The sequence below is a fragment of the Xanthomonas euvesicatoria genome, from assembly GCF_013112235.1.
In the GTDB taxonomy this organism is placed as follows: Bacteria; Pseudomonadota; Gammaproteobacteria; order Xanthomonadales; family Xanthomonadaceae; genus Xanthomonas; species Xanthomonas euvesicatoria.
Genome location: NZ_JABFFS010000001.1, coordinates 3,063,239 through 3,084,716, shown reverse-complemented (window position 1 = coordinate 3,084,716; position 21,478 = coordinate 3,063,239). Strand labels below are relative to the sequence as shown.

Annotated in this window: 22 protein-coding genes; 5 read left to right on the top strand and 17 right to left on the bottom strand. The window is 65.0% G+C overall.

Features of this window, described 5'->3' with window-relative positions; genetic code table 11:
- Positions 1-72: 72 nt before the first annotated feature.
- Both ftsH and rlmE read right to left on the bottom strand, forming a co-directional pair.
- Entirely contained in the window at positions 73-2,013 is a 1,941-nt protein-coding gene (gene ftsH, locus HLH45_RS13430; RefSeq protein WP_014089977.1) for an ATP-dependent zinc metalloprotease FtsH, read from the bottom strand.
- 60 nt (positions 2,014-2,073) lie between these two features.
- Positions 2,074-2,706 carry a 23S rRNA (uridine(2552)-2'-O)-methyltransferase RlmE gene (rlmE, locus tag HLH45_RS13425; protein ID WP_005915021.1) on the bottom strand — a complete coding sequence of 211 codons (633 nt, stop codon included), beginning with the start codon at positions 2,704-2,706 and terminating at the stop codon, positions 2,074-2,076.
- A 65-nt stretch (positions 2,707-2,771) separates the two neighbouring features.
- Between rlmE and yhbY the strand changes: the two genes are divergently transcribed.
- Together yhbY and HLH45_RS13415 are read left to right on the top strand one after the other, a co-directional pair.
- A complete protein-coding gene (yhbY, locus tag HLH45_RS13420) occupies positions 2,772-3,077 on the top strand; it encodes a ribosome assembly RNA-binding protein YhbY (RefSeq protein ID WP_005915020.1) in 306 nt (101 codons plus the stop codon).
- Positions 3,078-3,092: 15 nt separating this feature from the next.
- Positions 3,093-3,467 (top strand): Mth938-like domain-containing protein, encoded by a 375-nt coding sequence (locus HLH45_RS13415; RefSeq protein WP_008577332.1) that lies wholly within the window; start codon positions 3,093-3,095, stop codon positions 3,465-3,467.
- 183 nt (positions 3,468-3,650) lie between these two features.
- Here the strand turns inward: HLH45_RS13415 and HLH45_RS13410 are convergent, their stop codons facing one another.
- Genes HLH45_RS13410 through surE form a run of 4 tightly spaced genes read right to left on the bottom strand, consistent with a single transcriptional unit; the run spans position 3,651 to position 6,513 of the window.
- Positions 3,651-4,430, bottom strand: a complete 780-nt coding sequence (locus HLH45_RS13410) for a peptidoglycan DD-metalloendopeptidase family protein (protein ID WP_008577330.1) — start codon at positions 4,428-4,430, stop codon at positions 3,651-3,653.
- On the bottom strand, positions 4,427-5,041 hold the full coding sequence (locus tag HLH45_RS13405; RefSeq protein ID WP_003481846.1) for a YqaA family protein: 615 nt from the start codon (positions 5,039-5,041) through the stop codon (positions 4,427-4,429). The genes HLH45_RS13410 and HLH45_RS13405 overlap by 4 nt, the downstream gene beginning before the upstream one ends.
- Before the next feature lie 18 nt (positions 5,042-5,059).
- Positions 5,060-5,737, bottom strand: coding sequence for a protein-L-isoaspartate(D-aspartate) O-methyltransferase (locus HLH45_RS13400; RefSeq protein ID WP_008577326.1), 678 nt, complete (start codon positions 5,735-5,737; stop codon positions 5,060-5,062).
- Positions 5,734-6,513, bottom strand: coding sequence for a 5'/3'-nucleotidase SurE (gene surE / locus HLH45_RS13395; RefSeq protein ID WP_008577325.1), 780 nt, complete (start codon positions 6,511-6,513; stop codon positions 5,734-5,736). The genes HLH45_RS13400 and surE overlap by 4 nt, the downstream gene beginning before the upstream one ends.
- Before the next feature lie 99 nt (positions 6,514-6,612).
- On the opposite strand from surE, the gene HLH45_RS13390 reads away from it, so the two are divergent.
- Positions 6,613-7,155, top strand: a complete 543-nt coding sequence (locus HLH45_RS13390; protein ID WP_014089975.1) for a Smr/MutS family protein — start codon at positions 6,613-6,615, stop codon at positions 7,153-7,155.
- 250 nt (positions 7,156-7,405) lie between these two features.
- Here the strand turns inward: HLH45_RS13390 and truD are convergent, their stop codons facing one another.
- From truD to HLH45_RS13345, 9 genes are all read right to left on the bottom strand, one after another.
- Positions 7,406-8,515, bottom strand: a complete 1,110-nt coding sequence (truD, locus tag HLH45_RS13385) for a tRNA pseudouridine(13) synthase TruD (RefSeq protein ID WP_008577321.1) — start codon at positions 8,513-8,515, stop codon at positions 7,406-7,408.
- Between the two features lie 113 nt (positions 8,516-8,628).
- Complete coding sequence (ispF, locus tag HLH45_RS13380; RefSeq protein WP_008577320.1) at positions 8,629-9,129, bottom strand: 2-C-methyl-D-erythritol 2,4-cyclodiphosphate synthase; 501 nt, start codon at positions 9,127-9,129, stop codon at positions 8,629-8,631.
- 3 nt (positions 9,130-9,132) lie between these two features.
- Positions 9,133-9,927, bottom strand: a complete 795-nt coding sequence (gene ispD / locus HLH45_RS13375) for a 2-C-methyl-D-erythritol 4-phosphate cytidylyltransferase (RefSeq protein WP_008577319.1) — start codon at positions 9,925-9,927, stop codon at positions 9,133-9,135.
- Entirely contained in the window at positions 9,924-10,289 is a 366-nt protein-coding gene (ftsB, locus tag HLH45_RS13370) for a cell division protein FtsB (protein ID WP_008577317.1), read from the bottom strand. Before ftsB ends, ispD begins: the two co-directional genes overlap by 4 nt.
- 3 nt (positions 10,290-10,292) lie before the next feature.
- Positions 10,293-11,585, bottom strand: a complete 1,293-nt coding sequence (eno, locus tag HLH45_RS13365; RefSeq protein WP_008577316.1) for a phosphopyruvate hydratase — start codon at positions 11,583-11,585, stop codon at positions 10,293-10,295.
- Positions 11,586-11,709: 124 nt separating this feature from the next.
- Entirely contained in the window at positions 11,710-11,952 is a 243-nt protein-coding gene (locus HLH45_RS13360; RefSeq protein ID WP_041470058.1) for a hypothetical protein, read from the bottom strand.
- Positions 11,953-12,068: 116 nt separating this feature from the next.
- Positions 12,069-12,899 carry a 3-deoxy-8-phosphooctulonate synthase gene (gene kdsA, locus HLH45_RS13355; protein ID WP_008571228.1) on the bottom strand — a complete coding sequence of 277 codons (831 nt, stop codon included), beginning with the start codon at positions 12,897-12,899 and terminating at the stop codon, positions 12,069-12,071.
- 223 nt (positions 12,900-13,122) lie between these two features.
- On the bottom strand, positions 13,123-14,787 hold the full coding sequence (locus tag HLH45_RS13350; RefSeq protein WP_008571227.1) for a CTP synthase: 1,665 nt from the start codon (positions 14,785-14,787) through the stop codon (positions 13,123-13,125).
- Positions 14,788-15,101: 314 nt separating this feature from the next.
- On the bottom strand, positions 15,102-15,344 hold the full coding sequence (locus HLH45_RS13345) for a hypothetical protein (protein WP_008571226.1): 243 nt from the start codon (positions 15,342-15,344) through the stop codon (positions 15,102-15,104).
- 164 nt (positions 15,345-15,508) lie between these two features.
- Here HLH45_RS13345 and parE point away from each other — a divergent pair, with 164 nt between their 5' ends.
- Positions 15,509-17,398, top strand: coding sequence for a DNA topoisomerase IV subunit B (gene parE, locus HLH45_RS13340; protein WP_003481816.1), 1,890 nt, complete (start codon positions 15,509-15,511; stop codon positions 17,396-17,398).
- A 383-nt stretch (positions 17,399-17,781) separates the two neighbouring features.
- Positions 17,782-19,287, top strand: coding sequence for a S10 family peptidase (locus HLH45_RS13335; protein ID WP_014089971.1), 1,506 nt, complete (start codon positions 17,782-17,784; stop codon positions 19,285-19,287).
- A 193-nt stretch (positions 19,288-19,480) separates the two neighbouring features.
- Here HLH45_RS13335 and HLH45_RS13330 read toward each other — a convergent pair whose 3' ends face one another.
- Both HLH45_RS13330 and HLH45_RS13325 read right to left on the bottom strand, forming a co-directional pair.
- Positions 19,481-20,242: a YdcF family protein gene (locus tag HLH45_RS13330; protein WP_008571224.1), complete on the bottom strand. Its 762-nt coding sequence runs from the start codon at positions 20,240-20,242 to the stop codon at positions 19,481-19,483.
- Between the two features lie 106 nt (positions 20,243-20,348).
- Entirely contained in the window at positions 20,349-21,476 is a 1,128-nt protein-coding gene (locus HLH45_RS13325) for an inorganic phosphate transporter (protein ID WP_008571223.1), read from the bottom strand.
- Positions 21,477-21,478 lie beyond the last annotated feature (2 nt).

Here is a 21,478-nt window from a genome sequence, read left to right as displayed (position 1 = left end):
CCGATAACGCATCAAGGCCGGGAATTGCTCCCCGGCCTTGATGGATGCCTCGCAGATCAGTGCATGGCCGGCTTAGAGTTGCTCGGCGGGTCCGGCGATGGGCGGCAACGGACGCGGGCTACCCTTGTCGTTGTTGTTGCCACCGTCCTTGTCGGACTTGCCCCAACCCGCCGGCGGCGGCGGCTCGCGGCCTTCCATGATGGCGTCGATCTGAGGCACGTCGATGGTCTCGTACTGCAGCAACAACTGCGACATCGCGTGCAGCTTGTCCAGATTCTCGGTGAGGATGGTCTTGGTCTTGCTGTAGGCCTTGTCCAGGATCGAGCGCACGACTTCGTCGATCTTGCGCGCGGTTTCGTCGGAGACGTTCTTGTGCTGGGTCACCGAACGGCCCAGGAACACCTCATCCTCTTCCTCGCCATAGGCCACCGGGCCAAGCTCGTCGGACAGCCCCCACTTGGTCACCATGTTGCGCGCCATCTTGGTGGCCCGCTCGATGTCGTTGGACGCACCGGTAGTGACCTTGTCGCCACCGAAGATCAGCTCTTCGGCAACGCGACCACCGTACAGCGAGCACAGCTGCGATTCGATCGCCACGCGGTTCATCGAGTAGCGGTCGCCTTCCGGCAGATACATCGTCACGCCGAGGGCGCGGCCGCGCGGAATGATGGTGACCTTGTAGACCGGGTCGTGCTCCGGCACCAGGCGGCCGACGATGGCGTGGCCTGCCTCGTGATACGCGGTGAGGGTCTTCTCGTCCTCGCTCATGGCCATCGAGCGGCGCTCGGCACCCATCAGAATCTTGTCGCGGGCACGGTCGAAGTGGTCCATGCGGACTTCCTTCTCGCTGCCACGCGCCGCGAACAACGCTGCTTCGTTGCACAGGTTGGCCAAGTCGGCGCCAGAGAAACCCGGTGTACCGCGGGCGATGACCATCGGCACGACATCCTCGGCCAGCGGCAGCTTGCGCATGTGCACGCGCAGGATCTGTTCGCGGCCCTTGACGTCCGGCAGGCCGACCACGACCTGGCGGTCGAAACGGCCAGGACGCAGCAGCGCCGGATCCAACACGTCCGGCCGGTTGGTCGCCGCGATCACGATCACGCCTTCGCCGCCTTCGAAACCGTCCATTTCGACCAGCAACTGATTCAGGGTCTGCTCGCGCTCGTCATGCCCGCCGCCGAGACCGGCACCGCGATGACGGCCCACCGCATCGATTTCGTCGATGAAGATGATGCACGGCGCGTGCTTCTTGGCCTGCTCGAACATGTCGCGCACGCGGCTGGCACCCACGCCGACGAACATTTCCACGAAGTCCGAGCCGGAGATGCTGAAGAACGGCACCTTGGCCTCGCCGGCGATCGCCTTGGCGAGCAGGGTCTTACCGGTACCCGGCGGGCCGACCATCAGCACGCCGCGCGGAATCTTGCCGCCCAGCTTAGTGAACTTGGTCGGGTCGCGCAGGAAGTCCACCAGTTCGCCGACTTCTTCCTTGGCCTCGTCGCAACCGGCAACGTCGGCAAAGGTGATCTTGATCTGGTCTTCGCCCTGCAGCTTGGCGCGCGACTTGCCGAAGCTCATCGCCCCCTTGGCACCGCCGCCACCGCCCTGCATCTGGCGCATGATGAACAGCCAGAAGCCGATGATCAGGATGACCGGGAGGAAATTGAGTACCAACGACCAGAAGCCAGGCCCGGTCGAGGGCTTCTGGCGGGTCATTTCGATGTTCTTGCTGTACAGCACGTCGACCAGCTTGTCGTCGCGCGGACCGTAGACGGTGGCTTCGCTGCCGTCGGTGCGCTTGAAGCGGATCGCGTTGACGGCCAGGTTGGTTTCATCGGTGTAATCCACCGATTTGACGCGCCCGGAGTCCACTTCCTTCAGGAACTGGGTGTAGGTGATCGAGTCGGCACCGACGCCGCCCGCCATCCGCGGCGAGAAGCTCTGGAAGACAACCATCAGCACAACTGCGACGACCACCCACAGCAGCAGATTCTTGGTCAAGTCGTTCATCCTCATTGGCTCCGGTGCCCTCTACTCTTCGATGCTTGAAATACGATGGTCATTGGCAGCTTACTTGATCTGGACACGCTTGCCCTGACCGAGCGCATAAACTTCCGGGGAGCGCTTGCGCGAGGCCGCCGGCTTGCGAATCGTCACCTTCTCATAGCGGCGGCGAAGCTCGCGAATGTAGTCGTCGGACCCGACACCCTGGAACAGCTTGATCAGGAACGCCCCGCCCGGCTTGAGGTGGGTGTCGGCAAATTCCATGGCCAGTTCCGCCAGGTGCATCATCCGCGGTTGGTCGACCGCATCCATGCCACTCTTATTGGGGGCCATATCCGACAGCACAAGGTCCACCGGCACATCGCCCAGCATCGCTTCGAATTGGGATAGGACGGCCTGCTCCCTGAAGTCGCCGTGAAGGAACTCCACGCCCGCCAGGGCCGGCATGTCCAAAATATCCAGCGCCACCACCCGGCCGCTGTCGCCCATGGATTTGCGCACCTGTTGCGACCACCCGCCCGGGGCCGCGCCCAGATCGACCACCACCATGCCCGGCTTGAGCAGGCGGTCGCGCTGCAGCAACTCTTCCAGCTTGTAGGCCGCGCGCGAGCGCATGCCCTCGGCCTGGGCCTTCTTCACGTAAGGGTCGGCGAAGTGTTCCTTGAGCCAGCGCTGGCTGCTTTTACTGCGGGAAGGCATTGGCAAAGGGGTCCGAACGGGTCGCCATGATACCCTGAACACCCTTTGCTTCCCTTCGATCCTGCATGTCCATTGTTCTCACCTCCGCCCAGAACCGTTTCCTGCGCGGCCAGGCCCACGACCTCAAAGCCTTGCTGCAGACCGGCGGCAAAGGGGTCACGCCGGCATTTCTGGCTGAACTCGAGGAAGTGCTCGAGCGCCACGAACTGGTCAAGGTGAAGGTGGCATCGGAGGATCGCGAGACACGTGATGCGCTGATTGCCGAGCTGATCGAACAAACCGGCAGTGCGTTGGTACAGCGCATCGGCCACGTCGCCATTCTGTACCGCCCCAGCAAGGAAAAGCGCCAGATCGTGCTGCCGCGCGGCTGAGCCAGCGAGTTCGTCATGCCTTTAAGTCAGGAACACCCCGATTACGCCTACGCGCTGCGCGCGGCCGACGGCCGCCATGCCAAGGTGAACGAGCAGATCCTGCAGCAGAGCTTCATCCTGATGCCGGATGAGCTGGTAGAGCACTGGCCGGTCCAGACGCTGGAGCAACTCCAGGCCAGTCACATGGAGGCGGTGCTGGCGCTCAACCCGGCCGTGATCCTGCTCGGCACCGGCGAACGCCAGTTATTCCCCAGGACCGACGTGCTGGCGGCCTGCCTGACCCGCGGCATCGGCCTGGAGGCGATGACCAATGCCGCCGCCGCACGCACCTACAACGTGCTGGCCAGCGAAGGCCGGCGGGTGGCCTTGGCGATGGTGTTGCCGGGCTGATTGGCTTGGTACGGGAATCGGGATTGGGGATTCGTAAGAGCGGGCTTCCGCAAGCTGCGCCTTCAATCGCCAAACCAGGCTAGAGCGTCAATTGGTCCAAGTGGTGAGTCCGAAGAACCCACTCTCTTTCCGGATACGAACAGCCCAGGGCCGTTGCGAATCCCGAATCCCAACTCCCCAATCTCATTTCTTCGGCAAATACAGCAGCGGATCGACCGGCTTGCCGTTGTAGCGGATCTCGAAGTGCAACATGTCGCGGGAGGCGCCGCTGCGGCCCATTTCGGCAATTTGCTGCCCCGCCTTGACGCTCTGGCCCTCGTTGAGCAGGCGCTTGCGGTTGTGACCGTACGCGGATAGCCACTGGTCGTTGTGCTTGATGATGATCAGCTCGCCGTAGCCGACCAGGCCGGCGCCGGAATACACCACCACGCCATCGGCGGCGGCACGCACGGCCTGACCGCTGGTGCCGGCGATGTCCACGCCCTGCTTGGTGGTTTCGCCAGTGACGAAGGTGCCCACCACGACGCCATCGGCCGGCCAACGCCACGAAAATCCGCTACTGACCGGTGCGGCGATCGGCGCGACGGGGCGCGGCGGGGCCACGGTGCCGCCAGCCACCGGCGCGCTGCCACCCGGCTTGCTGGTACCGGGCGGATACAACTTGAGCGTCTGGCCGGGATAGATGGTGTTTGGGGAAGACAGGCCATTCCAGGCGGCCAGATCCGCGGCGGTGATATTGGTCCGGCGCGAGATCGCGTACAGGGTGTCGCCGCGCTGCACGGTGACCGTGGCACCCGGACGCGGCACCGAAGGACGCGGCGCGGCGTTGGGGCGCGATGACGACCCGCCACCGCTCGCTCCGGGCGAACGCACCACCGTTGCGCTGCTGCAGGCGGTCAGTCCGATGGCCATTGCGAGCATGACTGCTGTCTTGCGTGCCGAATTCATCTGCGTCTTGCTCATCCGTTCGTTGTCTTCCACACCAACCAGCCCGCACCGACCGCCAGCACCGCCATTGCAACCCAGCCCAGCGGCTCGATCCAGCGATGCAGCGCCGCTTCGGCCCGCGCACCGCCCAGGCGGATCGCGCCGGCCACCAGATACACGCGCTTGCCGCGCCCGACCAACATGCTGGCGATGAATGGCAGGATCGGCACGCCGACCACGCCCGAGGCCCAGGTAAAGATCTTCAGCGGGATCGGGGTAAACCCGACCAGGACCAGCGCCCAGAACGCCTTCCACGGCGAATCGGCCACCAGCGTGCGCAGGGTTTCGATCTGCTGCTGGATCTTCGCGCTCCAGCCCAGCCATTCGATCAGCGGCTGCAGCGCGGCGAAGGCGAAATGGCCAAGCAGATAACCGACCAGGGCGCCGCAGATCGAGCCGATCAGGCTCAGGGTCGCAAACCAGAGCGAGCGCTTGGGCTCGGCCAGCGACATCGGTGCCAACATCACTTCCGGCGGCACCGGGAAAATGAAGCCCTCAACGAAGCTGAGACCGGTCAGCAGCGCGGGTGCGCGGCGATGGCGCGACCAACGGATGGCCACGTCGTACAACGGCCCAAAAATCTTCATCGAAGAACTCTCATGGATTCAATCCAGCATGCCCGACAACAGCGGGACGAACGTGACCGGCGCCAGAACCTGTTGTTCGATGGCACCATCGGCCCCGCGGGTGAGTTGCACCAACGATTGCGAGGAAGGCCCTCCGACCGGCGCGACCAGGCGCCCGCCGACCGCCAGCTGGTCGACCAATGCATCGACCAACGCCGGTGCGGCAGCGGTCACCACGATGGCGTCGTACGGCCCGTGTTCGGGCCAGCCGATGCGGCCGTCGTCGTGCTTGCTGCGCACATTCATGCCCAGGTGCCGGAAGCGCTTGCGCGCCTGCCGCAGCAGGTCGCCGATGCGCTCGACGGTGTAGACCTCCAGCCCCAGCGCCGCCAGGATCGCGCCCTGGTAGCCGGAGCCGGTGCCCACTTCGAGTACCTTGGCCGGGGTCACCTGCAGCACCGCTTCGGTCATGCGCGCCACCACCCAGGGCTGGGAGATGGTCTGGCCATGGCCGATCGGCAGCGCAGTGTCTTCGTAGGCGCGCGAGGCCAGCGCTTCATCGATGAACAGATGCCGCGGCACGGTGCGCATCGCGTTGAGCGTGGCCTCGTCCTGGATGCCCGCCTCGCGCAAGCGCTCGACCAGGCGGTCGCGCACGCGTTGCGAGGTCATGCCGATCCCGACCGACTCCGGTTGCAGGCGCAGCCTCGGCGTCATGCCGGGCCGTCCAGCGCTGCGGTCAACCCACCCACCCAGCCGGCAACGGTGTCCAGTGCCTGGTAACGGGTGAGATCGACGTGGATCGGCGTGATCGAGATATGCCCGGTACGCACGGCGTGGAAATCGGTACCGGCGCCAGCGTCCTGCTCGGGACCGGCCGGGCCGATCCAGTACACGGTGCGGCCGCGCGGATCGCGCTGCGGCACGCACGGCTCGGACCGGTGGCGGTTGCCGAGCCGGGTGACTTCGAAACCGAGCACATCCGACCATGCCAGATCCGGCACGTTGACGTTGAGGATAGTGTCGGCGGGCAACGGGTCGGCCTTCAGCCGCGCCACGATTTCCACCGCAGCGCGCGCGGCGGTGTCGTAGTGATGCGCCTGGTAATTGTGCGTGACCAACGACACCGCTACCGCCGGCAAGCCGAGGAAGCGGCCTTCCATTGCGGCCGACACGGTGCCCGAATAGATCACGTCGTCGCCCAGATTGGCCGAATTATTGATCCCGGAGACCACGATGTCCGGGTCATAATCGAGCATACCGGTGAGTGCCAGATGCACGCAGTCGGTCGGCGTGCCGGCCACTGCGCAGGTCTGCGCATCGACGCGGCGGGTGCGGATCGGCACATCCAGCGTCAGCGAATTGCTGGCGCCGGAGCGATCGCGGTCGGGCGCGACCACCATCACTTCGTGACCGGCATGGCGCAGCGCCTCGGCCAAAATCTGGATGCCGGGGGCGTCGACACCGTCGTCGTTGCTAACCAGTACGCGCATGGGACTCCTCGGAAAACCGGGCCATGATACCGGATGCGTCCCGCGCCTTCGCGCTTGATCTTCGCGTGCGTCTGCGCTTGGACCGGGTACGCTGTGCAGATGTCGCATCCTGAAGACGAAGACGACGGCGCGTTGTTCCGCGCAGCGATCGGCGCGGTCAAGCCGATTCGTGAAGTCGCCCCACCGGCCAACGCCAAGCCACGCCCCAAGCCGCGCGCGCGCATGGCCGAGCGCGACGACGCCCAAGCGCATACCGAATTTGCGCGCCTGCTGCGCGACAGCGCGCCGCTGGAAGCGGGCGATACCGCCAGCTATCGGCGCGAGAATCTTCCCACCCGCTTGTTTCAACGGCTCAAGCGCGGGCAATTCTCGGTGCAGGACGAACTGGATCTGCACGGCGCCACCGCAGCGCAGGCCGAATCGTTGCTGCGCCAGTTCCTGCTGGAAGCACACGCGCACGAACATGGTTGCGTGCGCATCATCCACGGCAAGGGACTGCAATCGGACACCGGTGCGCCCGTGCTGAAGAACCTCATGGACCGGCTGCTGCGTCAACGCAACGATGTGCTGGCGTTTCATTCGGCGCCGCCGACGCAGGGCGGTACCGGGGCGCTGCTGGTGTTGCTGGCGCGGCGGCGATAGGCCGATGATTACGCGCGAGTGATGCGAAACGGCAGCCATTGCGCGTGGCGACGTGTTGTCTGGAAGGTCTGTCGCGCATGGCTCGTCGGACACGAGCCGATTCCTGTTGCGCGCCTTGTGCAGCTGGACATGGCTCGTGACGCCGCGACCGGCCACTATCGCCTCAGCGACCGCCGAGGCCGCTTTTGCGCGCATCGCATGATTGAACCGTCCATGCTGCCCCGCGCGATCGGCCGGCGTTTGTGCGCGATCATGCGTCGGCGCGCATGCCGACGTTGAAGCGACCGGCGTCGGTGACATCTCCCAGTTCCCACAGCACCGCGGTGGCATAACAGCCAGGCGGCAGCGCGAACTCCAATTGCAGGGTCTGTGCCTCCAGCCATCGATAGTCCAGACCCTGCGGGCGCAAGCGCAGCGCGCGGCGCTCCTGCTTCAGCCCCGCTGCTTCCAGGCCTTGGCGCAATGCTTCGGATTGCGGATCGGACAACGCGCCCTGCTCCAGCGCTGCCGCTTGATCGGTCGAGCGCAACGCGCCAATGCCCCACAACGGCCCGCTGGGATGGATATCGAAACGTGCCAATCGCTCTGCCAGGGCCTCGCTCCACGGCTCCGGGCCGAAGACGCTGCGCGAGCCGTCCAGCATCCACGCCTCGCCCTGCAGTGCGCTATCCCAACTGCCCTGCGCCACGCGTGCGCCAAGCACGCGATTGAACAGGACCGAACGCGCTGCCGACAGCAACATCGAGCGCTGATCGTTGCGCAGCCGCCGCCTGGATGTGGGCGCCGGCAGCAACGTTCCGTCCTCAGCTTGCACATGACCGAACATCGCCAGCGCAGCCGCCACATTTGCGCCATCGCGACCGAAGCGTTGTTCGCCGAACCAATTGGGAATGCCACGCGCAGCAATCGCCTGCAGCCGTTGCTCGATCGCCTCGCGCTCGCCCTGCACCTGGCGCAGCGTCAGCACGAAGCGGTTCCCGTGCAGCGCACCGCGTTGCAGCTTGCGGTTGTGCCAGGCGCTCTGGACCACCTGCATCTGCGCATCATCCAGCGCGGCGATATCCGGCGCGATGCGCTTGGGCAGATGCACGCTGAAGCGCTGGGTGGTCACTGCATGGCGATCTTTCAGACCCGCATAGCTGACGCCCATCTCGGCGATGCCGGCCCAGTGCGCAAGCTGTTTGGCGATATAGGCGGTGTTCTGGCCACGCTTGCGCACGGTGAGCAGCAGATGCTCGCCTTCGCCGGAGGGCTCGAATGCCGGCAGCTCGTCGACCTGGAAATCGTCCGGGGTGCTGCGCATCGCCGCGCTGAGCACGGCAGCGCCATGCGCACGCGGCAGCAAAGAGGTCTCGCTCATGGTGTGGTTCGCCTTCGCGCCGGACGTGGCGCGCTGTGCGCCGAATGATTCGGCGCGGTGATTGCGTCGGGCAGCATCGGCGCCGGCTCCGGCCCCAAGCGCTGCCTGTGTTGCTATTGATGAGGCACAGCGGTCCTGCCCAGCAACACCGCGGCCTGTGCAGCGATCCCTTCGCCGCGGCCGGTGAAACCCAACTGTTCGCTGGTGGTGGCCTTGACGCTGACCGCATCGAGTTCGATCGCCAGCAGGCCGGCAATGCGCTCGCGCATGGCCACCGCATGCGGGCCGACCTTGGGGCGCTCGCAGATCACGGTGATGTCGGCATTGCCGACGCGCCATCCGCGCTCGCGCAGCAAGCCATCGCAATGCTGCAGGAACTGTGCGCTGTCGGCGTCTTTCCAACGCGCATCGGAAGGCGGGAAATGCTGGCCGATATCGCCCAGCGCCAGCGCGCCCAGCATCGCATCGCACAGGGCGTGCAACACCACATCGCCATCGCTATGGGCGAGCACGCCGTGGCTGTGCGCCACGCGCACACCGCCAAGCATCACGTGGTCGCCAGGGCCGAACGCATGCACGTCGTAGCCTTGGCCGATTCGGAAATTGAAGGACATGGATTAGATCTCTTCGGGCCCGGAAACCCGGGACCCCGGGCCGGAGAAAGCAGAAGCCAGAACGGACGACTGGGGATGTGCGCTTTCCGGGTCCCGGGCTCCGAGCCCCCGGTTGACCAGTTCAAATTCGAAGCGCGCCAGATCCGCAGGGGTCGTCACCTTGAAGTTGTCTTCGGCGCCTTCCACGAGCAAAGGGCGCAGCCCCATCCGCTCCATCGCCATCGCTTCATCGGTGATCTCGACACCGGCCGCCGCGGCCTCGGTGAGTCCACGGATCAGTTGATGGCGACGAAACAGCTGCGGGGTGAGTGCGCGCCACAGGCGTTCGCGCGGTTCGGTGCCGTCGATACCGCCATCGTCGCCGGCACGCTTGAGCGTATCGCGCACCGGTGCAGCCAGGATGGCGCCGACCGGGTCGCCACGGCCGATTTCCAGCAGGCGGTCCAGATCGGCCAGGGCCAGATTCGGCCGCGCGGCATCGTGGACCAGCACGAAATCGTCGGCACGCACGCTTTCAGGCAAGGCCAGCAAGCCAGCCAGCACCGAGGCTGCGCGACTCGCACCCCCCAGGCAGGTCAGCACGGGCGTGGACTGCACCGCGGTCCAGCCGGGCCAATCGGCATCGCCGGGGGCGATTGCCACCATGATGCCGGCCAGCGCCGGATGCGCCGCCAGCGCCGCCAACGTGTACGCCATCAGTGGCTGACCGCCGGCCGGCAAATACTGTTTGGGAAGCGGCCCGCCAAAACGGGTGCCGCGCCCGGCGGCCGGCACGATTGCCCAGATGGACCCGGTCATGGGTGATCCACCGGATCGATCGGCTCAGGCGCTTGCTGTGGGGGGGCCGGAGCCTCAGGCGATGCAGGTGCCGGCAGCGGCGCATCCTCGACCACGCGATAGAACGTCTCGCCCGGCTTGATCATGCCCAGCTCGCTGCGCGCGCGTTCCTCGATTGCCGCCTCGCCGTCCTTCAAATCCTTCACCTCTGCTGCCAACGCCTGGTTGCGTTGGCGCAGACCTTCGTTGTCCTGTGTCTGATGCGCGACCTGGGCTTCCAGCATCATCACCTCGCCGGAATTCCCAGGCCCGAACCAGAAGCGGTACTGCAGCCAAGCCAGCAGTACCGCCAGCACCAGCAGTAGCCAGCGCCAGTTGCGCACGGCTTATCGCTTGATCGAAACGAACGCGTCGCGGCCGGCATAACGCGCGCCGGAGCCCAGCGCCTGCTCGATGCGCAGCAACTGGTTGTACTTGGCCACGCGGTCGCTGCGGCACAGCGAGCCGGTCTTGATCTGGGTGGCGGTGGTGGCCACGGCGATGTCGGCGATGGTGGTGTCTTCGGTTTCGCCCGAGCGGTGCGACACGATCGAGGCGTAGTTGGCCGCGTGCGCCATCGCGATGGCTTCCAGCGTTTCGGTCAGCGTGCCGATCTGGTTGACCTTGATCAGGATCGCGTTGGCGGTGCCCGAATCGATGCCCTGCTTGAAGATCTTCGGGTTGGTGACGAACAGATCGTCGCCAACCAACTGCACCTTCTTGCCGACGCGCTCGGTCAGCAGCTTCCAACCGGCCCAGTCGTCCTCGGCCAGGCCATCTTCGATGCTGATGATCGGGTACTGCGCCACCCAGTCGGCCAGGAAGTCGACGAACTGCTCGCTGGTCAGGCGCTTGTTCTCGCCGACCAGGTTGTACTTGCCGTTGTCGTAGAACTCGCTGGAGGCCACGTCCAGGCCCAGCAGGATGTCTTCGCCCGCGGTGTAGCCGGCCTTGCCGATCGCTTCGAGGATGGTGTCCAGCGCTTCGACGTTGCTGCGGAAGTCCGGCGCAAAGCCGCCTTCGTCGCCCACCGCCGTGCTCAGGCCATGGCCCTTGAGCACCGACTTGAGCGAATGGAAGATTTCGGTACCGGCGCGCAGCGCTTCGGAGAACGAGCTGCAACCGACCGGCAGCACCATGAACTCCTGGAAATCGACGTTGTTGTCGGCATGCGCGCCGCCGTTGATGATGTTCATCATCGGCACCGGCAGCGCCACGTCGGATTCGGTGATGGTGGACAGGTATTGCCACAACGGCTGCTTGCGCGAGGCGGCTACGGCATGCGCGGCGGCCAGCGAAACACCCAGCAGCGCGTTGGCGCCCAGGCGGCCCTTGTTCTCGGTGCCGTCCAGATCGATCAGGCGACGGTCCAGGCCCTGCTGGTCGGCCGCATCGAAGTTCTTCAGCGTCTCGGCGATGGTCCCGTTGACGTTGTCCACCGCGTGGCGCACGCCCTTGCCCAGGTAGCGGGTCTTGTCGCCATCACGCAGCTCCACCGCTTCCTTGGTACCGGTCGAGGCACCCGACGGCACGGCCGCGCGGCCGAACGAACCGTCGTCCAGCGTGACTTCGGCCTCCAGCGTGGGATTGCCGCGGGAGTCGAGGATTTCGCGGGCGAGGATCTTGGCGATAGTGGTCATAGGTCCGTTCGGTTACCAGTAAGGGGGGAAGTACACCGGAAACAAGCTGCCGGATTATCGCTGCACACCGGTCCATTGCCAAATCGCATGTCGCCGCTACACGCAGCACGTCGCGGGCGGACCGCTACGCCATCAAGCCCAACAGCGACAAACCAGACAGCAGCAGCAAGACCAACAGCAGGATCAGCGCGGCGATCGCCGCACCAGGCTGGCGACTCAGCCGCAATGCAGCCGAGCCCGTGGCCAGGCTACTGACAACGGCCATGGTGGCCATGATCAGCGTGATGCGCATCGGCAGCTGCGTGGCTTGCATGGCATGGTCGCCATCGCCCGGCATGCCGATGCTGGCGGTAAACAGAACGGCCATGACCGCCATGCACGCCCACGCCGCGATCGACGCGGCCAGTGCCCACCAGCCCCAGGGCCACTGGCGCCACCGCCGCTCCCGGCGGCGCGCTGCAGCGGCCGCGCGCTGATCAGAACTCACGCAAAGCGCGCAAACCCGTGCTTCTTGGTGACGGCGTCCAGCTCCATCAGGGTTTCGAGCAGTTCTTCCATGCGATCCAGCGGCCACGCATTGGGACCATCGGACAGCGCCTTGGACGGATCCGGGTGGGTTTCGGCGAACAGGCCGGAAATCCCGACCGCCACCGCCGCGCGCGCCAGCACCGGCACGAACTCGCGCTGACCACCGGAGCTGCTGCCCTGCCCGCCCGGCAACTGCACCGAATGGGTGGCGTCGAACACCACCGGACAGCCGGTGTCGCGCATTACGCTCAGCGAGCGCATGTCGCTGACCAGGTTGTTGTAGCCGAACGAGGCGCCACGCTCGCAGACCATGATCTGCTCGTTGCCGGTGGATTTGGCCTTGTCCACCACCGGCTTCATGTCCCATGGCGCCAGGAACTGGCCCTTCTTGATGTTGACCGGCTTGCCGGCGGCGCAGACGTTCTTGATGAAGTCGGTCTGGCGCACCAAAAATGCCGGGGTCTGCAGCACGTCGACGACGGCCGCGACCTCGTTCATCGGGGTGTATTCGTGCACGTCGGTGAGCACCGGCACGCCGATCTGCTTCTTCACCGCATCCAGCACCTTCAAACCCTCTTCCAGGCCCGGGCCACGGAAGCTGGTGCCGGAGGTGCGATTGGCCTTGTCGAAACTCGACTTGAAGATGAAGTTGACGCCGAGCTTGCCGGTGATCTCCTTGAGCTTGCCGGCCACGTCGAGCTGCAGCTGCATCGATTCGATCACGCAGGGGCCGGCAATCAGGAACAGCGGCTGGTCGAGGCCGACTTCGAAGTCACACAGTTTCATCAGGTCACCTAAGTAATTAAGCCCCTCTCCCGTCGGGAGAGGGGTTGGGGTGAGGGTACGGGTTGCAAGCGCTTGTAAGGCCAGATGGTTTGCCATGGCTGGCGCGGGGCGACGCGTTCATCACAGCTGCCATCTTCCAGTGCGTCGCGGCGCCCCTCTCATCCGCCCCTAAGGGCCACCTTCTCCCCATGAAGGGGACCGAGGTCCCGATGGGAGAAGGAACTCACGCACGCGCTTCTTTGAGCAACTTGCCGCCAGCCTTCTTCTCGCGCGCCGCACGCACGAAGCCGATGAACAGCGGATGGCCGTCGCGCGGGGTGGACAGGAATTCCGGATGCGCCTGGCAGGCCAAAAACCACGGGTGCGTGTCGCGCGGCAACTCCACCACTTCCACCAGGGTGTCGTCCATCGACTTGCCGGAGATCACCAGGCCGGCGTCTTCCAACTGCGTGCGATAGCGGTTGTTGAACTCGTAACGGTGACGGTGCCGCTCGGCCACCACATCCTTGCCATAGACCTCGCGCGCCAGCGTACCGGGCTTCAGGCGCTGCTCCTGCAGGCCCAGACGCATGGTGCCGCCCAGGTCGGATTTTTCGTCGCGCTTTTCGACTTCACCGGTGGCGGTGCGCCATTCGGTGATCAGGCCGATCACCGGGTGCGGCGACTGGCGATCGTTCTCGGTGCTGTTGGCTGCATCCAGGTCGGCGACGTGGCGGGCATAGTCCACCACGGCCGCCTGCATGCCGTAGCAGATACCGAAATACGGCACCTTGTGCTCACGCGCGAACTTGGAGGTCTGCACCTTGCCTTCGAAACCGCGGTCGCCGAAACCGCCCGGCACCAGGATGCCGTCGATGTCCTGCAAGGCAGACATGTCGCTGCCCTCCAGATCCTGCGCTTCCAGCCACTTCAGGTTGACCTTGGTGCGCTGACGCAGGCCACCGTGACGCAGCGCTTCTGCCACCGACTTGTAGGCATCCTGGTGATCGACGTACTTGCCGACCACGGCGATGTTGACCTCGTCCAGCGGATGCTTGACCGCATCCACCACCGCCGCCCATTCGGACAGGTCGGCCGCGGCGACCTTGTCGCGCAGCTTGAACTGCTCGATGACCAGTTCGTCCAGGCCTTGGCGCAGCAATTCCAGCGGCATGCCGTACAGCACGTCGATATCCGGGCAGCTGATCACCGCGCGCTCGGAGACATTGGTGAACAGTGCGATCTTGCGACGCTCCGAATCCGGCACCGCCTGCTCGGACCGGCACAGCAGCACGTCCGGCTGGATGCCGATCGAGCGCAGTTCCTTGACCGAATGTTGGGTCGGCTTGGTCTTCAGCTCACCGGCCGCCGCGATGTACGGCACCAGCGTGAGATGCATGAACATGGCCTTTTCGGCGCCGCGCTCGGTGCGCACCTGGCGAATCGCTTCCAGGAACGGCAGCGATTCGATGTCGCCGACGGTGCCGCCGATTTCGATCAACGCGACATCGAACCCGGCGGTGGCCTCGTCGATGCAGCGGCGGATCTCGTCGGTGATATGCGGAATCACCTGCACGGTGGCGCCCAGATAATCGCCACGACGCTCCTTGCGGATCACGTTCTCGTAGATGCGGCCGGTGGTCACCGAATTCTTGCGCGACAGGCGCGTGCGCACATAACGCTCGTAGTGACCCAGATCCAGGTCGGTTTCGGCACCGTCGTCGGTGACGTAGACCTCGCCATGCTGGAACGGGCTCATCGTGCCCGGGTCCACGTTGATGTACGGGTCCAGCTTCATCATCGTGACCTTCAGGCCACGCGCTTCAAGAATGGACGCAAGCGAAGCGGCGGCAATGCCCTTGCCTAGCGAGGACACTACGCCGCCGGTAACGAAAATCAGGGGGGTCATGGGGCTTGAAGCCTCCCGGAAAGCCATAGTTTAGCGGGTGATGGGCGAATGCCCAAGGGTTGCGTGACGACGAGGTCATCACACGTTGAAACAGTGCATGTCGTGCAGGCCTGAGCGGCTGGCAGACATGACGGGCAGTGGCCAGGCGATTGCGGGCTCTCTGCGGGGGCCGGAATGCATGCGCGTTACATGCCAGCCCCAGGCACCGGCTACGCCAACAGGGCGAATGCTGCGTGGTCTTACATAGCTGCCCCAAAAGCGAACGCCCCGGCAATGCCGGGGCGTCGGTGGCACCTGGCCGCTAGGCCGCGCGATCAGCGTGCAGGCTTTTCTTCTTCCTCTTCCTCGCGCGGGGCGCTGTCGGCCTTGGGCTTCTGCGCAGCGGCGGCAGCGCGGCGTTCGGCCTTGCGTTCGGCTTCGGTCTTGGCCTTCGCGTCATCGGCCTTTTGAGCTGCGGCGCCCTGTCCGGTCTGCTGCGGAGCGGCCTGGGCCATGGCGGGAAGCGCTGCGACTGCGGCCGCACCGAGGGTGAGCATCAGGATGTGCTTGAACTTCATGGCGTCCTCTTTGGCTTCGGTGACATCCTCAGGTGGGGACGTTTGATTGCGAAACCAACGCCACGGTAGCCAATGCTGCCCGGCCCCCCACTGAACGCCGGTCGCGTGCAAAAAATCGGCTCAGCCCCCACACTTGCGCGTCGTTTCACGTGCCAACGAGATGCATGAACACCCGTTATAACGCCGCCGATATTGAAGTGCTGTCGGGCCTGGACCCGGTCAAACGCCGCCCCGGCATGTATACCGACACCGCGCGCCCGAACCATCTGGCGCAGGAAGTGATCGACAACTCTGTCGACGAGGCGCTGGCCGGCCACGCCAAGCAGGTCGAAGTCACGCTGTACAAGGACGGTAGCTGCGAAGTGTCCGACGACGGCCGCGGCATGCCGGTGGACATCCATCCGGAAGAGAAGATTCCGGGCGTGGAGCTGATCCTGACCCGGCTGCATGCCGGCGGCAAGTTCAGCAACCGCAACTACACCTTCTCCGGTGGCTTGCACGGTGTAGGCGTAAGCGTGGTCAACGCGCTGTCGACCAAGGTCGAACTGTTCATCAAGCGCGAAGGCAGCGAGCACCGCATGGAGTTTCGCGATGGCAACGCCGCGTCCAAGCTGGAAGTGGTGGGTACCGTCGGCAAGAAAAATACCGGCACGCGGCTGCGTTTCTGGGCCGACCCCAAGTATTTCGATACGCCCAAATTCAATGTGCGTGCGTTGCGGCACCTGCTGCGCGCCAAGGCGGTGCTGTGCCCCGGCCTGACCGTCAAATTGCACGACGAGGCAACCGGCGAGCAGGACAGCTGGTATTTCGAAAACGGCCTGCGCGATTACCTGAAGGGTGAGATGGCCGAGCACGAGCTGCTGCCGGCCGACCTGTTCGTCGGTAGCCTGAAAAAAGACACCGAAATCGTCGACTGGGCCGCGGCCTGGGTGCCGGAAGGCGAGCTGGTGCAGGAAAGCTACGTCAACCTGATCCCCACCGCGCAGCATGGCACCCACGTCAATGGCCTGCGTTCGGGCCTGACCGATGCGCTGCGCGAGTTCTGCGATTTCCGCAATCTGCTGCCGCGCGGCGTCAAGCTGGCACCGGAAGATGTCTGGGACCGGGTGACCTTCGTGCTCAGCCTGAAGATGACCGATCCGCAGTTTTCCGGTCAGACCAAGGAACGCCTGTCCTCGCGCCAGGCTGCCGGCTTCATCGAAGGTGCTGCGCACGATGCCTTCAGCCTGTATCTCAACCAGAACGTGGAGATCGGGGAGAAGATCGCGCAGATCGCCATCGATCGCGCCAGCGCACGGTTGAAGACCGAAAAGCAGATCGTCCGCAAGAAGGTCACCCAGGGCCCTGCCCTGCCCGGCAAGCTGGCCGATTGCATCAGCCAGGATCTGTCGCGTACCGAACTGTTCCTGGTCGAAGGCGATTCGGCCGGCGGCTCTGCCAAGCAGGCGCGCGACAAGGATTTCCAGGCCATCCTGCCGCTGCGCGGCAAGATCCTCAACACCTGGGAAGTGGCTTCCGGCAGCGTATTGGCCTCCGAGGAAGTGCATAACCTGGCGATCGCGATCGGTTGCGACCCGGGCAAGGACGACATCACCGGGCTGCGCTACGGCAAGGTGGTGATCCTGGCCGACGCCGACTCCGATGGCCTGCATATCGCCACGCTGCTGACGGCGCTGTTCCTGCAGCATTTCCCCGCGCTGGTGGCCGCCGGCCACGTGTTCGTGGCGATGCCGCCCTTGTTCCGTGTCGATGTGGGCAAGCAGGTGTTCTATGCGCTGGACGAAGAAGAAAAGACCACGCTGCTGGACAAGATCGCGCGCGAAAAGATGAAGGGCCAGATCAGCGTCACCCGCTTCAAGGGCCTGGGCGAAATGAATCCGCAGCAGCTGCGCGAATCCACCATCCACCCGGACACGCGTCGACTGGTGCAGCTGACCATCGACGACGGCGAGCAGACGCGTTCGTTGATGGACATGCTGCTGGCCAAAAAACGCGCAAGCGACCGCAAGCAGTGGCTGGAAACCAAGGGCGATCTGGCCTCGCTTGAAGTCTGAGTGCTGAAACCGATAGCCCCTCTCCCGCCCGGGCGAGAAGGCACGGCCTGCGCGTGCTAGCGGCGCGAGCGACTTTGAGCGCCCGCGCCGCAAGCGCGGGCGGGGCGCAGAGCGGCGTTTGGGTGCGGGCGTATGCACTTGCGAAGTAAGTAGCACGAGGCTTCGCCCGCACCCTCATTCCCCTTCGGAGCACCGTCCGCATCAGGCGGGACAATGTCTCGACGGGAGAAGGAAGCGCCTTGCATAGGCGCTCATTTCGGCGGACCGCACACACCTGCCTTTGCGTACCACCTCGGTCCGCGCGACATCCATGCCTTCCTGCACATCCACCGGGCTCTGCAGCAGCCTATCATCGGCGCTTCCCTGCAATCACGTCGATGCTCATGCCCTTCTTTCTCCGTGCCGGCCTGCTGGCCTGCGTGCTGTTCAGCGGGACAGCGCTGGCCGAAGCGCCAGACAAAACCGATAAAAGCGATGCCAAACCCGATGCCGCTGCCGCTGCCGCCAAACAGGCGCCATTGCCGGCCGACGCCAGCGTGCGCCAGAGCACACGCGTGGCTGGCCGCAACCTGAGCTATACCGCCACGGTCGGCACGTTGCCGGTGCGCGATGCGCAAGGCAAGACCACGGGGGAAGTGGTATTCACCGCCTATACCGTCGATGGCAAGGACCGCCCGGTGACCTTCGCCTTGAACGGTGGGCCGGGCGCCGCATCGGTGTATCTCAACATGGGCGCGATCGGGCCGAAGATCGTCGGTTTCGGCGCCGAAGGCGACAGTGCGTCGGCACCGGCCACACTGCGCGACAACCCGGGCACGTGGCTGGACTTCACCGACCTGGTCTTCATCGACCCGGTGGGCACCGGCTTCAGCCGCGCGCTGATCGGCGACGACGATGCCAAGAAGCAGTTCTACAACCCGCAGGCGGATGTGGAATATCTCTCGCGGGTGATCTACGACTGGCTGCTCAAGAACCGCCGCCTGCAGGCGCGCAAATATCTGGTCGGCGAAAGCTATGGCGGCTTCCGCGGCCCGCGCATTACCCATTACCTGCAGACGCAGCTGGGCGTGGCGATGAACGGCGTGGTGCTGGTGTCGCCGTATCTCAACCCGACCCTGGACGACAACGGCGATGTGTCGCCCCTGGCATGGATGCTGACGCTTCCCTCGATCGCTGCTGCGCACCTGGAGCGCCAGGGCCAGCTCAGCGACAGCGCGATGCGCCAGGTGATCGACTACACCCGCGGCGATTACGCGGTGGCGCTGATGAAAGGACGCACCGACCCGCAGGCCACCGAAGCGATGCTGCAGCAGGTCACCCGCATGACCGGGCTGGACCCGGCATATGTGCGGCGCTCCGGCGGACGCCTGGAAACCCAGGCCTATCTGCGCGAAGTGTTTCGTGACAAGGGCGAATTGGGCAGCCGTTACGACTCCAACGTGACCGCCTTCGACCCGTTTCCCAACGATGCCGAACAACGCGCCAACGACCCGCTGCTGGACAGCATCATTGCGCCCACCACCACCGCAATGGTGGACTTCGTCACCCGCGTGGTCGGCTGGAAGATCGATGCGCAGTATCGCGCGCTCAACTACGACGTGAACAAGCTCTGGGACTGGAACGACGAGCTTCGCAAAGGCGCAGTGACCCAGCTGCGTCAGTCGGTGGCGATCGATCCGAAGCTGCGCGTGTTGATCGCGCACGGCTGGAACGACCTCTCCTGCCCGTTCATGGGTTCGGTCCTGACGGTGGACCAGATGCCGGCCATGGGCAGCGACAGCAAACGCGTGCAGGTACGCGAATATCCCGGCGGCCACATGTTCTACAACCGCCCCGACAGCCAGGCCGCGTTCCGTGACGACGTCAAGGCGATGTACGAAACGCGCTGAGCGCAGCCAGCGCCGGCCGCACACGCGGCCGGCGACCAAGCCGTCGGGCAGCACCATCGTTTCCGAGTGCCGCGCATCTGCGTTGCCATCGTCAATCTGGAACTGGCAAGCACCGTCGCAAGTACATCAGCCAAGCAGATCTAGCAGCGCACCAGCTGTTACCAATCCCCAATCCCAAATCCCGGCTCCCCAATCACAACGCACCAGGCTCGCTAGCCTTCACGTTCCACCCCAACCACTGGTAGACCTGATAGCGCGCAATGCCCAGGTATTCGTGCAGGGCCACATCGGCCAGCGTGAAGTTGTAGCTCTGCGGCAGGATCGACCAGGTGGCGGTCAGCCAATCGGCGCGCACCGGTGTGGCATCGATGCCGAAATGGCGAAAATACAATTCGGCGCGACGCAGATGCGTGGCCGAGGACACCAGCGCAATGCGATCGGGCCGGTAGGCGCGCAGCAAGGGCTGGCTGAACTGCGCGTTCTGCCAGGTGTTCATGCTCGACGGCTCCATGATCAGATCTGCCCGCGGAATGCCCAGGCCCAGCAAGACACGCTGGTAGACCACCGCTTCGGACAGGCCCAGGCCGCGTGCATCGCCGCCGCTGATCTCGATCTTGCAATCGCCCCCGCTGTGCCGGCATTGCCAGTACAGCCGTGCCGATTCGACGATGCGGCCGTAGGCGAACAGATTGGCTTCGGCCACCGCATCGCGGCCTTCCGGGCGCACGGTGCCGGCACCCAGCAGCACGATGACGTTGCGCGCGCCCCACGCGTTGAAATCGTTGACCCCGGTGCGTTGCAGGTGTTGCAGCATCCAGGAGGGCAACGGACCGCAGCCCACCGCGAACACCAGCAGTAAGCTGGCCAGGCCCAGCACGCGGGAGAACCGCCGCAATCCGCGGCGGTCGATCAACCAGGCAAACCCGAACAACACGCACACCAGGGCAAGCATCATCGGGAAAGGGTCTCACTCATGGCATGCGGGCAACCTGCCGCAAACAGGTCGATACGGCAACGGCGGCGCAGTCTGCCGACGGTGCGTGAGCGCACCGCGGCATCGCTCAGGTCCAGCCGAACAGCTCGAACAGCGTCAGGATCAGATACGCCACGCCGCCAGCGGCCGGGATGGTGAGAATCCAGGCCCAGACGATGCGCTCGATCACCCCCAGCCGCAGCGAACGCGGGTTCTTGGCAAAACCCACCCCCATGATGGCGGTGGAAATGCTGTGCGTGGTGGATACCGGCATGCCGAAATGCGCCGCCACGGTGAGCACCGTCGCCGAGCTGGTTTCTGCGGCAAAGCCGTGGATAGGATGCAGCTTGACCATCTTGTGGCCGAGCGTCTTGATGATCTTCCAGCCGCCCGACGCCGTCCCTGCGGCCATCACCACCGCGCAGGTCAGCACGATCCACATCGGGATACCGGCGCCGGCGGCAAGGCCGGTGCCCGGATGCAGGAACGACAACCAGCTCGGCAAATCGTCCAGCGCACCGGCCGACTGCGCGCCGATCAGGGTCATGGCGATGATGCCCATGGTCTTCTGCGCGTCGTTGTGGCCGTGCGCGTAGCCCATGTACGCGGCCGAGGCGATCTGCGCCTTGCCGAAGAACGCATTGACCCAGCGCGGGCGCGCCAGCCGCCCGATCGGGCCGCCGAGTTTGGACATGCCGGCGATGATCGCCCACAGCAGCACCATCACCACGATGCCGAGCACGAAACCGGCGATCGGCGAGGTGATCATCGGGACGAACACCTTCCACAACAGGCCCTTGTTCTTGGCCCAGTTGCCGATGTTTTCCGACCAGATCAGCGCGTCCCAGTTGTTGTGCGCCGCGGCCAGGCCGGCGCCGCACAGGCCACCGATCAAGGCATGCGAAGACGACGACGGCAGGCCCTTCCACCAGGTGATCAGGTTCCAGATGATGCCGCCCAGCAGGGCGCACAGGATCACCTGCGGAGTGACGTCGACCACGTTGGTGTTGAGCAGGCCGGAAGCAATCGTCAACGCCACGGCGGTGCCGGTCAGCGCGCCGATCAGGTTCATGCCGGCGGCCAGCATCACCGCCCAACCGGGCGAGAGCACCTTGGTGGCGACCACGGTGGCGATGGAGTTGGCGGTGTCGTGGAAGCCGTTGATGAACTCGAACACCAACGCGGCCAGGATCACCACCAGAACTAAGGTAAGCACGC

Coding starts and splice junctions, on each gene's coding strand:
- HLH45_RS13400 (WP_008577326.1), bottom strand. CDS start 5,737: ATGACGCCGAGGCTGCGCCTGCAACCGGAGTCGGTCGGGATCGGCATG.
- parE (WP_003481816.1), top strand. CDS start 15,509: ATGAACACCCGTTATAACGCCGCCGATATTGAAGTGCTGTCGGGCCTG.
- kdsA (WP_008571228.1), bottom strand. CDS start 12,899: ATGAAACTGTGTGACTTCGAAGTCGGCCTCGACCAGCCGCTGTTCCTG.
- ispD (WP_008577319.1), bottom strand. CDS start 9,927: ATGACCGGGTCCATCTGGGCAATCGTGCCGGCCGCCGGGCGCGGCACC.
- ftsH (WP_014089977.1), bottom strand. CDS start 2,013: ATGAACGACTTGACCAAGAATCTGCTGCTGTGGGTGGTCGTCGCAGTT.
- HLH45_RS13390 (WP_014089975.1), top strand. CDS start 6,613: ATGTCGCATCCTGAAGACGAAGACGACGGCGCGTTGTTCCGCGCAGCG.
- HLH45_RS13360 (WP_041470058.1), bottom strand. CDS start 11,952: ATGGCCGTTCTGTTTACCGCCAGCATCGGCATGCCGGGCGATGGCGAC.
- HLH45_RS13410 (WP_008577330.1), bottom strand. CDS start 4,430: ATGAGCAAGACGCAGATGAATTCGGCACGCAAGACAGCAGTCATGCTC.
- HLH45_RS13350 (WP_008571227.1), bottom strand. CDS start 14,787: ATGACCCCCCTGATTTTCGTTACCGGCGGCGTAGTGTCCTCGCTAGGC.
- eno (WP_008577316.1), bottom strand. CDS start 11,585: ATGACCACTATCGCCAAGATCCTCGCCCGCGAAATCCTCGACTCCCGC.
- rlmE (WP_005915021.1), bottom strand. CDS start 2,706: ATGCCTTCCCGCAGTAAAAGCAGCCAGCGCTGGCTCAAGGAACACTTC.
- truD (WP_008577321.1), bottom strand. CDS start 8,515: ATGAGCGAGACCTCTTTGCTGCCGCGTGCGCATGGCGCTGCCGTGCTC.
- yhbY (WP_005915020.1), top strand. CDS start 2,772: ATGTCCATTGTTCTCACCTCCGCCCAGAACCGTTTCCTGCGCGGCCAG.
- HLH45_RS13345 (WP_008571226.1), bottom strand. CDS start 15,344: ATGAAGTTCAAGCACATCCTGATGCTCACCCTCGGTGCGGCCGCAGTC.
- HLH45_RS13415 (WP_008577332.1), top strand. CDS start 3,093: ATGCCTTTAAGTCAGGAACACCCCGATTACGCCTACGCGCTGCGCGCG.
- surE (WP_008577325.1), bottom strand. CDS start 6,513: ATGCGCGTACTGGTTAGCAACGACGACGGTGTCGACGCCCCCGGCATC.
- HLH45_RS13330 (WP_008571224.1), bottom strand. CDS start 20,242: ATGATGCTTGCCCTGGTGTGCGTGTTGTTCGGGTTTGCCTGGTTGATC.
- HLH45_RS13405 (WP_003481846.1), bottom strand. CDS start 5,041: ATGAAGATTTTTGGGCCGTTGTACGACGTGGCCATCCGTTGGTCGCGC.
- HLH45_RS13335 (WP_014089971.1), top strand. CDS start 17,782: ATGCCCTTCTTTCTCCGTGCCGGCCTGCTGGCCTGCGTGCTGTTCAGC.
- ispF (WP_008577320.1), bottom strand. CDS start 9,129: ATGTCCTTCAATTTCCGAATCGGCCAAGGCTACGACGTGCATGCGTTC.